Annotated in this window: 12 protein-coding genes; 4 read left to right on the top strand and 8 right to left on the bottom strand. The window is 70.1% G+C overall.

The window, feature by feature from the left end; all coding sequences use genetic code 11:
• The first annotated feature begins 27 nt into the window (after nt 1-27).
• Nucleotides 28-393: a pyridoxamine 5'-phosphate oxidase family protein gene (locus ABIB15_RS09215; protein ID WP_354477295.1), complete on the top strand. Its 366-nt coding sequence runs from the start codon at nt 28-30 to the stop codon at nt 391-393.
• On the opposite strand, the gene ABIB15_RS09210 is transcribed toward ABIB15_RS09215, so the two are convergent.
• The 3 genes from ABIB15_RS09210 to trhO form a co-directional block, all read right to left on the bottom strand.
• Nucleotides 347-2,242 carry a heavy metal translocating P-type ATPase gene (locus ABIB15_RS09210; protein WP_354477292.1) on the bottom strand — a complete coding sequence of 632 codons (1,896 nt, stop codon included), beginning with the start codon at nt 2,240-2,242 and terminating at the stop codon, nt 347-349. The genes ABIB15_RS09215 and ABIB15_RS09210 overlap by 47 nt on opposite strands.
• A 75-nt stretch (nt 2,243-2,317) precedes the next feature.
• Nucleotides 2,318-3,265, bottom strand: a complete 948-nt coding sequence (locus ABIB15_RS09205; protein ID WP_354477289.1) for an alpha/beta fold hydrolase — start codon at nt 3,263-3,265, stop codon at nt 2,318-2,320.
• 55 nt (nt 3,266-3,320) lie between these two features.
• Nucleotides 3,321-4,184 (bottom strand): oxygen-dependent tRNA uridine(34) hydroxylase TrhO, encoded by an 864-nt coding sequence (trhO, locus tag ABIB15_RS09200; RefSeq protein WP_354477287.1) that lies wholly within the window; start codon nt 4,182-4,184, stop codon nt 3,321-3,323.
• A 129-nt stretch (nt 4,185-4,313) separates the two neighbouring features.
• Between trhO and ABIB15_RS09195 the strand changes: the two genes are divergently transcribed.
• Together ABIB15_RS09195 and ABIB15_RS09190 are read left to right on the top strand one after the other, a co-directional pair.
• Nucleotides 4,314-5,231 carry a DNA-3-methyladenine glycosylase family protein gene (locus tag ABIB15_RS09195; protein WP_354477284.1) on the top strand — a complete coding sequence of 306 codons (918 nt, stop codon included), beginning with the start codon at nt 4,314-4,316 and terminating at the stop codon, nt 5,229-5,231.
• A gap of 431 nt (nt 5,232-5,662) precedes the next feature.
• A complete protein-coding gene (locus ABIB15_RS09190) occupies nt 5,663-6,205 on the top strand; it encodes a thioesterase family protein (RefSeq protein ID WP_354477282.1) in 543 nt (180 codons plus the stop codon).
• Nucleotides 6,206-6,248: 43 nt separating this feature from the next.
• Here the strand turns inward: ABIB15_RS09190 and ABIB15_RS09185 are convergent, their stop codons facing one another.
• The 4 genes from ABIB15_RS09185 to ABIB15_RS09170 form a co-directional block, all read right to left on the bottom strand.
• Nucleotides 6,249-6,449, bottom strand: coding sequence for a hypothetical protein (locus ABIB15_RS09185; protein WP_354477279.1), 201 nt, complete (start codon nt 6,447-6,449; stop codon nt 6,249-6,251).
• A 78-nt stretch (nt 6,450-6,527) separates the two neighbouring features.
• Nucleotides 6,528-6,836 carry a hypothetical protein gene (locus ABIB15_RS09180; RefSeq protein ID WP_354477276.1) on the bottom strand — a complete coding sequence of 103 codons (309 nt, stop codon included), beginning with the start codon at nt 6,834-6,836 and terminating at the stop codon, nt 6,528-6,530.
• A 75-nt stretch (nt 6,837-6,911) separates the two neighbouring features.
• Nucleotides 6,912-8,477, bottom strand: coding sequence for a phytoene desaturase family protein (locus ABIB15_RS09175; protein ID WP_354477273.1), 1,566 nt, complete (start codon nt 8,475-8,477; stop codon nt 6,912-6,914).
• 9 nt (nt 8,478-8,486) lie between these two features.
• A complete protein-coding gene (locus ABIB15_RS09170) occupies nt 8,487-9,401 on the bottom strand; it encodes a LysR substrate-binding domain-containing protein (RefSeq protein ID WP_354477270.1) in 915 nt (304 codons plus the stop codon).
• Between the two features lie 128 nt (nt 9,402-9,529).
• On the opposite strand from ABIB15_RS09170, the gene ABIB15_RS09165 reads away from it, so the two are divergent.
• Nucleotides 9,530-13,000 carry a proline dehydrogenase family protein gene (locus tag ABIB15_RS09165; RefSeq protein ID WP_354477267.1) on the top strand — a complete coding sequence of 1,157 codons (3,471 nt, stop codon included), beginning with the start codon at nt 9,530-9,532 and terminating at the stop codon, nt 12,998-13,000.
• A 334-nt stretch (nt 13,001-13,334) separates the two neighbouring features.
• On the opposite strand, the gene ABIB15_RS09160 is transcribed toward ABIB15_RS09165, so the two are convergent.
• Nucleotides 13,335-14,348 (bottom strand): isopenicillin N synthase family dioxygenase, encoded by a 1,014-nt coding sequence (locus ABIB15_RS09160; RefSeq protein ID WP_354477264.1) that lies wholly within the window; start codon nt 14,346-14,348, stop codon nt 13,335-13,337.
• Nucleotides 14,349-14,377 lie beyond the last annotated feature (29 nt).

Genomic DNA, 14,377 nt, shown 5'->3' with positions numbered 1-14,377 from the left:
CTCGGCGAGGATGAGAACTGGCAGCTGTTGCGCCAGAGTTCGCTCGGTCGTCTGGCGCTCAGCGCGTCGGGTGAAATCGATATCTTCCCCGTCAACTACTACGCCGACGGTGAGACCCTGCTGCTGCGGACCGCGCCGGGCACCAAGCTGCTCGAGCTCACCGTGAACTCACGAGTCGCGGTCGAGATCGACGGGTTCACCGACGAGGAGGCGTGGAGCGTCGTCGTGAAGGGAGTCGCCCACCGAATCGAGCGGCAGGCCGAGATCGACGAGGCCGACGAGGCACCGCTCGTGCCGTGGATCCCGACCCTCAAGTACATCTACGTGCGGATCGCCCCGACGAGGATCAGCGGGCGACGGTTCGAGCGTGCCCCGGAGCCGGAACGCTACTGACGCTCGGTCCGCCGCGACGCCCCCGTCTCTCGGTGAGAGCCCGAAGCGCGTAGAGGATCGTGAACAGGTCGACCACCTCCTGCAGGGCGGCCCCGACGATCGCGGGGAGCAGCCCGAAGGTTGCAACGATCATCAGGCCGACGCTCAGCGCGATTCCCAGCCAGATCGCCTGCAGGGCCACGGTCGTTGTTTGCCGCCCGATCGTGATGGCCCGCAGGATGCGGGAGAAGTCGTCGAGCATGATCACGACATCGGCCGATTCGCTTGCAGACGTCGATCCCTTCGCGCCCATCGCGACGCCGATGTCGGCGACGGCGAGCACCGGGGCGTCGTTGACCCCGTCGCCGACCATCATCACCGGCCGGTCGGTGACGGCCTTGACGGCATCCACCTTGCCCTCCGGCAGGCACTGCGCTCGCACTTCGGTGATGCCCAGGTCGGCGGCGATGTGTCGCGCCGTCGCCTCGAGATCGCCGGTGAGCATGATGGTGTGCCGCACGCCCAGCCCCTCGAGCTGGTCGAGGGTCGCCTTCGCGTTGTCCCGGATGCGGTCGGCGAGGATCACGTCGCCGGCATAACGGCCGTCGACCGCGACGTAGATCGCCATCTGGCCGCTCTCCGGCGCAGGCGAGCCGATCGGGATTCCCGCCGACTCGATGAACGAGCGCTTGCCCACGCAGACGTCGCGCCCGCCGACGATCGCGCTGACCCCGCTGGCGGTCGTCTCGTCCGCGCTGGTCACGGGCACCGGTGGCAGGCCCCGCGCGGCTGCGGCAGTCACGACCGCCGCGGCGAGCACGTGGCCGGAGTACTGCTCCGCGCTCGCCGCGAGGGAGAGCAGGTCGTCGCCGGTGAATCCGGTCGCCGGCCGGACGGCGGTCACCTCGGGCGTGCCGTGGGTGAGCGTGCCGGTCTTGTCGAACGCGACGGTACGCACACGCGAGAGCTGCTCGAGGGTGCCTCCGCCCTTGACGATGATGCCGGACTTCGCGGCGCGGCTGATACCAGAGATGAAGGCGACCGGGGCGGCGATCAGCAGGGGGCAGGGCGTCGCGACGACGAGTACCTCCGCGAACCGGCTCGGATCGCCGCTGATGTACCAGGCGAAACCCGCTATCGCGAACGAGACGAGGGTGAACGGCACGGCGTAACGGTCGGCAAGCCGCACGAGCGGCGCGCGCGACTCCGAGGCCTCACGCACGAGCTGCACGACTCGCTGGTACTGGCTTTCGGCGGCGATCGCCGTCGCCTCCATCGTGACGGCCCGCTCGCCGTTGACCGACCCGCTCAGCAGGGCGTCGCCGCTCCGGCGCTCGACCGGCAGGCTCTCGCCGGTCAGTTGAGACTCATCGAACGCGGCGGCACCCGAGAGCAGGATGCCGTCGACCGGCACCACCTCGCCGGGGTGCACGACGAGCCGGTCGCCGACCCCCACCTCGTCGATCGGCACGTCGGCGACAACGTCGCCGCCGACGAGGCGGTGCGCCGACTGGGGTGCGCGATCGAGCAGGGCACGCAGTTCGCGCCGGGCCCGGTAGCCCGCGTACTGCTCGAGCGCCTCGCCCCCCGACAGCATGAGCACGATCACGAGGCTCGCCCAGTACTCCGCGACGGCGACCGTGGCGAGGATCGCGGCGACCGCGAGCACGTCGAGCCCCGCGTGCCCCTTGAGCAGCTTCTTGACCATCGACCACGCGTCGACGGCGGCGATTACGAGCGCGTACGCGCTGATCACCCAGCGGGCCGAGTCGGCCGGCCCGACGACCTCCAGCAGCAGCCCGACCAGCCCGACGCCAAGCGTCACCGCGACGACAGGGTAGCGGCGCACCCGAATCGTGATCCAGCTCATGGTTCTATCGAGTTCATGGCTTCGCCGGTCTCATCGTTCATTCCTCTCGCTGATCGGCGACGCGGGCCAGTGGGTTCAGCCGCCGGAGATCTGCCGGTAGAGCAGGTCGCTGCACCAGCCGGGCGAGGAGAGAGGCAGGCCGTGGCCGCCGCGATGGGTGCTCGCGCTGACGCAGGCGAACTCGCCGGCGAGGGTGCGGGCGCGCCCGGGAACCGGCACCGGGTCGGTCTCCCCGTCGACGAGCAGCAGCGGCACGCCCCGGCCGGACAGCTCGGCGACGGCTCCGGTCCAGGTGTCGGCCGCGACAAGCGCCTCGAAGCTCTGGATGTAGGAGAACCAGGTGTGCTTGACGCCGTCCCTGGCAATGGGGGCCGGCATCGTCGGGTTGAGCGCGACGGCGATGAGGGAGGCGGCGGATCGGTGCCGGCACATCCATGCACACACGGCGTGGGCGAGTGGGCCGGTCGACAGCAGCGCCTCGAACCAGCCCATGTGCCGCACGCGCTCGTCCGTCTCCGCCCGGGTGAGGAACAGGGGAGCGTCGAACGCGACCACGGAGCGGATGTCGCCCTCGCTCGCCGCCGCCCACTGGATCGCGAGCGACGCGCCCATCGAGTGGCCGGCCACGTGCAGCGGGCGCTCGTCGAGGTCGAGGTCGAGAGCGTGGAGGGCGCCCGTGATGGCGGCGATGTGCTCCCCGAGGGCGAACGAGTCGTTGCTGACACCGGCATCCATCGAGGAGCCGAAGCCGAGGGGGTCGATCACGACCACCGTCGCGACCTCGCCGAGCCGGTCGTACGCCGCGCCGAAGTAGGACTCGCTCGCCGCGATGCCCGGCAGCAGCACGAGCACGGGGTTGCCCCGGCCGAACACGCGCACGCCGAGGCGCCCGGCATGCCGCGTCGCCCCCGCGCCCCGCCGCCAGCGGCGCACCCGGCCGGAGTAGAAGTGCAGTGCGGGCCAGGCGGATGCCGCGAGCAGCACGGCCGCGACCGTGGCCGCGCTGATTCGTCGATTGCCCATGCTGCTCACTCTACGGCGCGACTCACGAGGGCCTGCGGCGGGTCAGCGCCGACGGTCAGGCGTGGGCGGCACAGGCGGTCGTCGCCTCGTGCTCGGCACACACGACACGCTGCTCCCGGCAGGAGCGGTCGCCGCAGTTCGCGGTCGTGCTGCTCGGTGCCCCACACGCATAGCAGCGCCCGACGACCTCGGCGTGGTCGCTGAAATCGATCGAGAGGCGCTCGTCGAAGACATAGAGCGAGCCGTGCCAGAGGCCGCCATCGCCGAACGTCTCGCCGTAGCGGGCGATGCCGCCGTCGAGCTGGTACACCTCGGTGAACCCGCGGTTGACCATGAGCGAGCTCAGCACCTCGCAGCGGATGCCGCCCGTGCAGTACGTCACGACGGGCTGCGTCTTGAGATGGTCGTAGCGGCCGCTGTCGAGATCGGCGACGAATTCGCGCGTGTTGGAGACATCCGGAACCACGGCCCCCTCGAACCGGCCGATCTCCGCCTCGATGCGGTTGCGGCCGTCGAAGAAGGTCACGTCCTTCGCCGCGACGAGGTCGTGCAGCTGCTCCGGGGTGAGCTTCGTGCCGCCACCGACGACCCCGCCGGCATCGACGACGAGCTCGCCCGGCGCCCCGAAGCTCACGATCTCCTCGCGCACCTTCACGCTCAGCCGCGGGAAGTCGTCGCCGTCGCCCTCGCTCCACTTCACGTCCATGTGCGCGAACGCGGGGTACTCGCGGGTGCGCCGCAGGTACTTCTTCACGTTCGGCAGGTCGCCGCCGACCGTGCCGTTGATGCCGTCCTTCGAGAGGAGGATTCGGCCCTTCAGGCCGAGCGCCTCGCACAGCTCGCGCTGCCACAGGCGCACGGCGTCCGGGTCGGCGAGCGGGGTGAACGCGTAGTAGAGCAGGATCTTCGGAACGGCCACCGCACCACCCTACGTCGGGGGCGGATCCTCGCGCGGACATGCGGATGCCGCCGTGCTCGGCCAGAATGTCCACATGACGATCGACGAGCGGCCAGCACCGCTGGCGCGCTCGAGAAGACGACCTGCCGCGTGAGCGCGCCGCTGTCCACCGTCTGGGCGCCCCGGGCACCCGTGAGCCTGCGGCAGACGCTGCGGCCGCTCGGTCGCGGGGCGGCCGACCCGACGATGCGGTGGGCCGGAGATTCCGTCTGGCGCGCGCTGCGCACTCCCGCCGGCACCGCGACGCTCCGCCTCGAGGTGCACGGCTCGGCCGTCGAGGCGACCGCGTGGGGCGAGGGGGCGGAATGGGCGATCGCCGGGGTGCCGGAGCTGCTCGGTCACGGCGACGACACGTCAGGGTTCGATGTGAGCGGCAACGCCTTCCTGCGTGAGGCACAGCGGCGGCTCACGGGGCAGCGCCTACTGCGCACCAACCTCGTGTTCGAGGCGATGCTCGCGGCGATCCTCGAGCAGAAGGTCACCGGCAAGGAGGCCAGGCGCGCTTGGGCCTGGCTCATCCGCAAGCACGGGGATCCGCCGCCCGGACCTGCGCCGGAGGGGATGCGGGTGGTCCCCGCGCCCTCGACGTGGCGGCTTGTGCCGTCGTGGGACTGGCATCAGGCCGGCGTCGACCCGCAGCGGTCCCGCACGGCGCTCGCCGCGGCATCCGTCGCGACCGGGCTCGAGCGCACCCTCCGCCTCGGGCGGGGTGGCGCAGATATTGCCCGCGGGCTGCGTTCGGTGCCGGGTGTCGGGGTCTGGACGGCGGCCGAGACGAGCCAGCGCGCGCACGGCGACCCCGACGCGGTGAGCGTCGGCGACTACCACCTGCCCGCCGTGGTCGGGTGGGCGCTCGTGGGCCGGCCGGTCGACGACGACGGAATGCTCGAGCTGCTCGAGCCGTGGCGCGGGCATCGCCAGCGGGTCATGCGCATCATCGAGGGCAGCGGGTTCCAGAAGCCGCGGTTCGGGCCGCGGGCGACCATCCAGGACCATCGCGGGCACTGAGTGGGCGACACGCCCCTCCCTCGATCCGGTCTCCCGTCGATGTCCCCTTTCATTATTCAGGAGTTGGGGGTTCTCGCCAGCCGCACGATTCAGGATCCGGGGGTAATCGCCCCTTTCATCATTCAGGAGCGGCGTTCGGCGCTGCCCTCCTGGGCGGGGAGTTGAGGGCCGGATGCTGCCGAAATCGGGCGAAATCGCGCGCCCCGCAGCATCCGTCCGCCTCACCTTCTGAATGATGAAACCAGACCCGGCCCTCACCTCCTGAATGATGAAACCAGACCCGGCCCTCACCTCCTGAATGATGAAAGTGGAGCCGGGCGCGTTGGCGGATACCGCTCCCCCGGTGCCCGAACGAAGCTGGGCCCGATTGTGGAAGGCCCACAAGGCAGCATCCGTGTTCCCCGACCGACGGTAACGTGGCCCCGGTGCACATGATCTTCAGAACCTTCCTCGTCTGGCTGCGCCGTCATCGCGGTCCGAAGCTCGGCGTCCACGATGTCGGCCGCCTGCCGCTGCGCGTCGTCCCGACCGACCTCGACGTGCTCGGGCACATGAACAACGGCGTCTACCTGTCGATCATGGACCTGGGCCGGATGGATGCGATGCAGCGCTCTGGCGCCTGGGCCGCGATCTCGGCGGCCGGCTTCTATCCGGTCGCGGCGAGCGAGACAATCAGCTTTCGCCGGTCCCTGAAGCCGTGGCAGCGCTTCGTTCTCGAGACCCGCATCGTCGGCTACGACGAGCGCGCCGTCTACATCGAGCAGCGCTTCGTGGTCGACGGCGAGCTCTACGCGACGGGTTTCGTCCGGGCGAAGTTCCTGAAGCGCACGGGGGGCACGGTCACCGTGGCCGAGCTGGCCGAGGTGACCGGGGCCGACCCGAGCGAGGTCGAGCTGCCGGAGTGGCTCGCGCGCTGGGCGGCCGATGTGGCGATGCCGCCGTCACGGACGAGCGCGCCGAGCGAGTGGCCGTGAGATCGATGGATGCCTGAGCGCGTGGTCCTGAGAGGGGCCGGGGCTAGGAGTCGACCGACTCGTCCGTAGTGTCATCGGCGATACCAGCAGCCGGCTCCGCGCCCTGGGAGAGAGGCTCGGGCAGGTCGCCGGCATAGTCGGCGTTCTTCAGCTGTTCCTCGGCGACGCGCTGGGCCTCGGCAGTTTCGTCCGGATCCCACGCGGCGGCGCCACCCTGGTTGGCGAACTGGTCGAACTGACCCATTATCTTCTCTTTTCCGCGGTGGTGCTTGGCCTCTGAGCCTAGCGAGCACCCGGTAGAAAAGGCAAAGAGAACCGGTGGTCAGCCCCGGGCACGCACAAGGAGCACGATGATCGCGACGGCGGGCAGCGCCGACAGCACAAGGGAGCCGGCCCACAGCCCCCGGTGCTCACCGCGAGACAGTCCGATCGTGGCGAGCACGGCTGTCGTGATCACGAGTGCGGCGCCGGCGAAGAAGACCGCGACGAAGAACCCGGGGCCGCTCCCGCTGGCATCGAGTGCGGCGTCGATGCCGGCAACGAATCCCCAGGACATGAGCGAGATGCCCGCGATCGCGAGCGCGATGCCGAGGAGCGGGCGGGTGGGGCTCGTCGAGGTGGTGCTGGTCATGCTGGCCTCCCGGGTTGGGGACATCAAACCACAGGCGCGGCGGCGCGTGGGCGACTCGCGAGACCCGACAGCCGGTTAGTCGCCCTCGAGCACGGCCATCGCCGCGTTATGCCCGCCGATGCCGCTCACGGCGCCCCCACGCCGCGCGCCCGAGCCGCACAGCAGGATTCGCGGATGCCGCGTCGCGACGCCCCACCGCTGAGCCGCGCTCACCAGGTCGTCGGCGCTCTCCGCGAACGGCCAGTCGAGCGGGCCGTGGAAGATGTTGCCGCCGGGCATGTTGAGCGCCGTCTCGATGTCGCGGGTCGTCTTCGTCTCGATCGTGGGAGCACCATCGGCATCCGCCAGCAGCAGCGGCTCGATCGGCTCGGCGAGCACGCTGTTGAGCGACGCGAGCACCGAGGCTTGCAGCCGCGCGCGCATCGCGTCGGCGTTCTCCGCGGTGATCATCCGGTCGGGGGTGTGCAGCGCGAACACCGTGAGCGTGTGAGCGCCCGTCGCGGCGAGCTCGGGCGACAGGATGCTCGGATCGCTGAGCGAGTGGCAGTAGATCTCGGCCGGAAGAGGGTCCGGCACGTCGCCGGCGCTCGCCGCGCGGTACGCGGTCTCGAGCTGGGAGTAGGTCTCGTTGATATGGAAGGTTCCTCCGAAGGCGGCGGCCGGGTCGACACCCGACTCGCGCAGGGCGGGCAACCGCGTCAGCAGCAGGTTCACCTTGACCTGGGAGCCCTCCGGCTTCTCCGGCGGCGCCTCGCCGAGGAGGCCCGCGAGCACGTGCGGGGCGACCCCGGCGAGCACGGTGCCGGCGGCGAGGGTGTGCTCGGTTTCGCCGCGGCGGTAGCGCACCTCGCCGTCCGGGGTGATCGAGGTGACGAGGGCGCCGGTGACGATGCTCGCGCCCGCTTGCCGGGCGGCGCGCTCGAGGGCGCCGCTCACGGCACCCATACCGCCGACGGGAACGTCCCAGTCGCCGGTCTCGTTTCCGATCACGTGATAGAGGAAGCAGCGGTTCGCCGCGAGGGTCTCGTCGTCGGCGGGCGCGAAGGTGCCGATGAGGCCGTCGGTGAGGGCGACCCCGCGCACGAGGTCGTGCCGGAAGGATGCCTCGACGTGCCGCCCGATCGGCTCCTCCACGATCGATGCCCACAGTCGGTCGTCGTCGAGCGCGCGCTTGGCCTCGTCCCTCGTCAGCAGCGGATCGCAGACGGTCGGGAACAGGGCGTGGGCAACTCGGCTCGTGCCGTCGTAGAAGTCGGCCCAGGCCGCGGCATCCGCTCCCGCCCCGATCGACTCGAACGACCGCACTGTGGCCGCCGGGTCGCCGTTGTCGACGAGGAGCCCGCGGTCGGTGCCCGGCTCGGGTGTGTAGGAGGAGTAGCGGCGGCGGATGAGGGAGATATCGAGGCCGAGCTCGCGGATGATGCGGGTCGGCAGCATGCTGACGAGGTAGGAGTAGCGGGAGAGGCGGGCGTCGATCCCCTCGAAGGCCTGGGCCGAGACGGCCGCGCCGCCGACGTGGTCGAGCCTCTCGAGGACGGTGACCGTGCGGCCGGCGGCGGCCAGGTAGGCCGCGGCGACGAGGCCGTTGTGGCCTCCGCCCACGATCACAATGGTGCGGGCGGTCGTGGTATCGCTGTTCATGCCGAGAGCCTAGTTCGTGGCTGCGGGCTCTCCCTCGGGCGCCACGAATTCGACCGAGCGGGAGAGCACACGGCGCACCGCGCGGATCGCCGGCCGGCTCGCGCTCGCCGCGCGCGCCGAGGTGAACACCGTGCGGTGGGGTGCGCCGTCGAGCTCGACCGTCTCGACCGACGGTGTCCGGCCGGCCCAGACGAGGTCGGGCAGGATCGCCACGGCATTGCCCGATTCGATGAGACGGATGTGCGCCATGAGGTCGGCCGTCTCGAACCGCACGTCGGGCTCGAACCCGGCTTGGCGGCAGGCCTGCTCGGCCCAGTGCCGCGACGCCGTGCCGCGCGGTTCCATCACCCAGGCGTGGGCGCTCGCGCCTGAGAGCGAGCGGATGCCGACGCCGGGCGGTGTGCCGAGCCGCAGGGCATCCGTGCACAGCGCGATGCGGTCGAGGTCGCCGACGATCGGCGCGGCGTGGCCGGGATACTGCTCCGCGACCACGAGGTCGAAGTCGCGGGCCCAGACCGCCGAAAGCGCGGCCTCTGGCTCGCGCTGCACAACCTCCACCCGCAGCGCCGGGTGCTCGGCCGCGAGCAGGGTGAGCGCCTGGGGCACGATCGCGAGCGCCGCCGACTGGAACACCGCGATGCGCACTGTTCCCGCGACGGCCTGGAGCGAGCCGGTGAGGTCGGCCTCGGCGAGCTCCATCCGCTCAAGCAGCACGGTTGCGTGGCGCACGAGCACCTGGCCCTGCGGGGTGAGCAGCACCCGGCGCCCGCTCTTCTGCAGCAGCTTTACCCCCGCCTCGGCCTCGAGCAGTGCGAGCTGCTGCGAGACCGCCGAGGGGGAGTACGACAGGGCCTCGGCGACGGCCGCGAGCGTGCCGCGGATGCTCAGCTCGCGGAGAAGTCGCAAGCGGCGCAGATCCAGCATCCGGTCCCCTCAAACAGTAAGCAATCCCGATTGGTATCGATAAACAAAGGTCACTTCACCTTATCGTTTGCGGCCGTCACACTGGGAACATCCGACCGACCCCCGTTCAAAGGTTTACCCTCGTGACTATGTCGAATGAGCTCGCTGGTACTCCCGTGCGACCGCACAACATCTCTTCCGAAACCATTGCGACGGTGCGGCGATGGCTTGCCGAGAGCGCGGATGTCGCGCCCGACACGTCGGCGGAGCGGCTGGCCGGGGTGCTCAAGGACCCGGTGGGCCTCGACTTCACGATCGGGTTCGTCGACAGGGTCGTTCGCCCCGAGGACCTGAAGGTCGCCGGAAAGAACCTCGAGACGCTCTCCCGCAATATCCCGGCGTTCCTGCCGTGGTACATGCGCGTCGCGATTCAGCTCGGCGGCGGATTCGCCCCGATCCTTCCGTGGCCGATCGTTCCGATCTCCCGCGCCGTGCTCCGCGGGATGGTTGGCCACCTCATTCTCGACGCGCGCCCGGAAAAGCTCGACAAGAGCATGCAGGAGCTCCGCAGCCAGGGCATCCGGCTCAACCTCAACCTGCTCGGCGAGGCCGTGCTCGGCGACGGTGAGGCCGACCGGCGGCTCGAGGGAACCCGGGCCCTGCTCGAGCGCGGCGACGTCGACTACGTCTCGATCAAGGTCTCCTCCGTCGCGAGCCAGCTCTCGATGTGGGCCTTCGACGAGACCGTCGAGCGCGTCGCGACCCGACTCACCCCGCTCTACGAGCTCGCCGCCGCATCCGGGGCCACCAAGTTCATCAACCTCGACATGGAGGAGTTCCGCGATCTCGACCTCACGATCGCGGTCTTCGAGCGGATTCTCGAGAACCCCAAGCTCAAGAACCTCGAGGCCGGCATCGTGCTGCAGGCCTACCTGCCTGATGCGCTCGGCGCGCTGCAGCGGCTGACCGCGTGGGCGACCGAGCGCCGGGTCGCCGGCGGTGCTGGAATCAAGGTGCGCGTCGTCAAGGGCGCGAACCTCGCCATGGAGCACGTCGACTCCGAGCTGCACCACTGGCCGCTCGCGACCTACTCCACGAAGCAGGACACCGACACGAACTACAAGCGCGTGCTCGACTGGGCCCTGACCCCCGAGCGGACGGATGCCGTGCGGATCGGCGTCGCCGGACACAACCTCTTCGACCTCGCCTTCGCCTGGCTGCTCGCGAAGGACCGCAAGGTCGAATCGCGGATCGAATTCGAGATGCTCCTCGGCATGGCGACCGGACAGGCGGATGCGGTGCGCCGCGACGTCGGCGGGCTGCTGCTGTACACCCCCGTGGTGCGTCCCACCGAGTTCGACTCGGCGATCTCCTACCTGATCCGCCGGCTCGAGGAGAACGCGAGCCCGGAGAACTTCATGTCGGGAGTGTTCGAGCTTGCGACCTCGGAGAAGGTCTTCGACCGCGAGGCCGAGCGGTTCCTCGCGTCACTCGCGCAGCTCGACCAGACCGTGCCCCGGTCGAACCGGGTGCAGAACCGTGACGCCCCCGCCGCGGACGCGGCACGCGAGAAGTTCGAGAACACCGCCGACACCGACCCCGCTATCGACGCCAACCGCGACTGGGGTCGTCGCATCCTGCAGCGCTCCGCGACATCCACGCTCGGCGCCAGCCAGCTCGCCGACGCGCAGGTCACCGACGCCCAGACTCTCGAGGTCATCGTGCGCAGCACCGCCGCGGCCGGAACCGCATGGGGCGAGCGTGGGGCCGAGTCGCGGGCGAAGGTGCTGCACGGGGCCGGGAACGCCCTCGAGGCAGCCCGCGCCGAGCTCATCGAGGTCATGGCGAGCGAGACCGGCAAGACGATCGCCGAGGGTGACGTCGAGGTGAGCGAGGCCATCGACTTCGCCCTCTACTACGCCGAGCGCGCGCTCGACCTCGAGAAGCTCGAGCGGGCGCTGTTCGTGCCCTCGAAGCTCATCGTCGTGACGCCGCCGTGGAACTTCCCGGTCGCCATCCCGGCCGGCGGGGTGCTCGCCGCCCTCGCCTCCGGTGCCGGCGTGATCATCAAGCCGGCCCCGCAGGCCAGGCGCAGCGCCGCCATCATGGTCCAGGCCCTCTGGGACGGCGGCGTGCCCCGCGACGTGCTCGCACTCGTCGACGTCGAGGAGGGCGAGCTCGGCACCCAGCTGATCACCCACCCGAGCGTCGGCCGCGTCATCCTCACCGGAGCCTGGGAGACGGCCGCGCTGTTCCGCAGTTGGCGCTCCGACCTCCCGTTGCTCGCCGAGACGAGCGGCAAGAACGCGATCATCGTGACCCCGAGCGCCGACCTCGACCTCGCCGCTGCCGACGTCGTGAAGAGCGCGTTCGGGCACGCCGGGCAGAAGTGCTCCGCTGCCTCACTCGTGATCCTCGTCGGCAGCGTCTCGAAGTCGGAGCGGTTCCGCCGCCAGCTCGAGGATGCGGTGCGCACACTCCGAGTCGGCTGGCCACAGGACCCGACCACGCAGATGGGTCCGATCGTCGAGCCCGCCGCCGGCAAGCTGCAGCGCGGGCTCACCGTGCTCGCCGAGGGGGAGAGCTGGCTGGTGAAGCCGGGCCAGCTCGACGACACCGGACGGCTCTGGTCGCCAGGGGTGCGCGACGGCGTCGTGGCCGGCAGCGAGTTCCACCTCACCGAGTACTTCGGCCCGGTGCTGGGCATCATGCACGCCGAGACCCTCGACGAGGCGATCGCCCTGCAGAACGCACCGGACTACGGGCTCACAGCGGGAATCCACTCGCTCGACCCGGCCGAGATCGAGCAGTGGATCGACGAGGTCGAGGCCGGCAACCTCTACGTCAACCGGGGAATCACCGGCGCGGTCGTGCGCCGCCAGCCCTTCGGGGGCTGGAAGCGCTCGAGCGTCGGCACGAGCACGAAGGCGGGCGGACCGAACTACCTGTTCACGCTCGGCAGCATCGAGCCTGTCTTCGAGAAGCCCCGCGGTTCTGTGCGGCTCAAGGGCATCAGCCCAAAGGTCAAGAAGGTCATCGAGTCGTCGCAGGCCGGAATCGCCTTCGACGAGTTCGACCGGGTGCGCGCGGCCGCCGTGAGCGACCAGGCCGCCTGGGAGGCCGAGTTCGGTGTCGCCCGCGACGTGTCGGGCCTCGCGGCGGAGCGCAACGTGTTCCGCTACCGGCCGATGCCGGTCACCATCAGACTCTCCGAGGGCGCCTCGCAGGCGCAACTGGTACGGCTGTTCGTCGCCGCGACGATCGCGGGGTCGCCCGTGTCGATCAGCACCGCGGTTCCGGTCGCGGCCGGTCTCGTCGCGCTCTTGCGCAGTGAGAAGAGCCCACTCGCGGCAAGCGCCCCGGTCGTGGAGACGGATGCGGCGTTCGCCGCTCGTGTCGCGGCGTCCGATACGCGGCCAGAGCGCATCCGGCTCATCGGCGGCAGTGCAGCGCTTCTCGCCGGTGCCCTCGGCGGCGACCCGGATGTCGCGATCTACGCCGGACCGGTCACGACCGAGGGCCGGGTCGAGCTGCTGCCGTTCGTGCGCGAGCAGGCGATCAGCATCACGTCGCACCGCTTCGGCAACCCCGATCCGGCGTCGCGGATCCGCACCCTGTAGCCGGCGCTGTCATTATTCAGGAGTAGTGGCCGGCGCGGGCTGTCATTATTCAGGAGTAGTGGCCCGGCGCGGCTTTCAGAATTCAGGAGTGGTGGCCGGCGCGGCTTTCAGAATTCAGGAACTTGCCCCAGCCAAGGGACGATGAGCAGGCGATCGAGTGGGCGGATGCTGCGAAGTGGCCGGTCCTGGCCGCATCCGCCCGCCAGACTCCCGAATTCTGAGCGTGCGGCGGCAGCAAACTCCTGAATGTTGCCACCGGCAATGAGGCCAGACTCCTGAATAATGACAGCAGTGCCGGCGCCACATCAGCCGCTGGCAGCCCCCAACTCCTGAATTACGAAAGCAGCTCGGGGTGGTGGATCGCGGCCACGTCGGGGTGCGCGCGCAGCCGGCTCTTGAGGGCGTTCTCGCCGTAGGTGCGGAAGATCGGGTTCGCCGGATCGACCGTGATGCCGGGCGCCTCGAGGGAGTCCGGCAGGGTGAGCAGGGGGATGGTCCCGCCGAGGGCCGGGCTGTAGAAGAACGGAATCGAGATGCGGTCGTCGCCGATGCGCGGCGAGATGACGCGGTGCACGGTGGCCTTGAGGTAGCCGTCGGTGGCGACCTCCAGCAGCTCGCCGATGTTGACCACGAACGCACCGTCGACCGGAGGAGCATCGATCCACTGGCCGTCCTTCTCGACCTGCAGGCCGCCCTTGCCGGGCTCGACAAACAGCAGGGTCAGAACGCCCGAGTCCTTGTGCGCCCCCACACCCTGCTTGGGCTCGGGGTCGGACTTGCCCGGGTAGCGCACAATCTTGATGAGGGTCGAGGAGTCGGTCGCAAACGCCTCGTCGAAGACGTGCTCGTCGGCGCCGAGTGATTTCGCCCAGGCCTGCATGAGGGTGAGCGCGACTCCGCTCAGCTCGTCGTGCCAGGCGGTGATGACCTCCTGCAACTCGGGCAGCGCCGACGGCCACTGGTTCGGCCCGTCGAGCACGTAGTAGTCCGGAACACCCTCGCCCTTCGGCACGGCCGGGCGCTCGGGCCCGATGTCGATCTGCTCGCGCCAGTCGACCTGGCCCAGGGTCAGTTCGCCGCCCACGCGCGTGTAGCCGCGGAAGTGCGGGCTGTTGAGGTTCTCGATCGCCATCTTGTCGGCCTCGGGCAGGTCAAAGAAGGCCCGCGAGGTCGTCATGACCCGCTCGATGAGCTCGGCCGGCACCCCATGCCCGGTGAGATAGAAGAACCCGTACTCGTGGGTGGCCTCGCGCAGCTCGGCACGGAACGCCTCAGCCTCGGTTTCGCCGCCCCCAAGGCGGGAGAGATCGAGAATTGGCAGGGTCAGCGTCGGCGCGGAGGAGTCCATGACTCCATCATCACCCGGCTGGATGTGAG

The organism is Marisediminicola sp. UYEF4 (assembly GCF_040546025.1).
In the GTDB taxonomy this organism is placed as follows: domain Bacteria; phylum Actinomycetota; class Actinomycetes; order Actinomycetales; family Microbacteriaceae; genus Marisediminicola.
Note: the sequence above shows the minus strand (reverse complement) of the source record. Positions and strands in the feature narration are given on the sequence as shown.

Excerpts from the sequence above, each read along its gene's own strand:
- ABIB15_RS09210 (WP_354477292.1), bottom strand. The coding sequence starts at position 2,242 with ATGAGCTGGATCACGATTCGGGTGCGCCGCTACCCTGTCGTCGCGGTG.
- ABIB15_RS09160 (WP_354477264.1), bottom strand. The coding sequence starts at position 14,348 with ATGGACTCCTCCGCGCCGACGCTGACCCTGCCAATTCTCGATCTCTCC.
- ABIB15_RS09185 (WP_354477279.1), bottom strand. The coding sequence starts at position 6,449 with ATGGGTCAGTTCGACCAGTTCGCCAACCAGGGTGGCGCCGCCGCGTGG.
- ABIB15_RS09170 (WP_354477270.1), bottom strand. The coding sequence starts at position 9,401 with ATGCTGGATCTGCGCCGCTTGCGACTTCTCCGCGAGCTGAGCATCCGC.
- ABIB15_RS09205 (WP_354477289.1), bottom strand. The coding sequence starts at position 3,265 with ATGGGCAATCGACGAATCAGCGCGGCCACGGTCGCGGCCGTGCTGCTC.
- ABIB15_RS09165 (WP_354477267.1), top strand. The coding sequence starts at position 9,530 with ATGTCGAATGAGCTCGCTGGTACTCCCGTGCGACCGCACAACATCTCT.
- ABIB15_RS09180 (WP_354477276.1), bottom strand. The coding sequence starts at position 6,836 with ATGACCAGCACCACCTCGACGAGCCCCACCCGCCCGCTCCTCGGCATC.
- ABIB15_RS09175 (WP_354477273.1), bottom strand. The coding sequence starts at position 8,477 with ATGAACAGCGATACCACGACCGCCCGCACCATTGTGATCGTGGGCGGA.
- ABIB15_RS09190 (WP_354477282.1), top strand. The coding sequence starts at position 5,663 with ATGATCTTCAGAACCTTCCTCGTCTGGCTGCGCCGTCATCGCGGTCCG.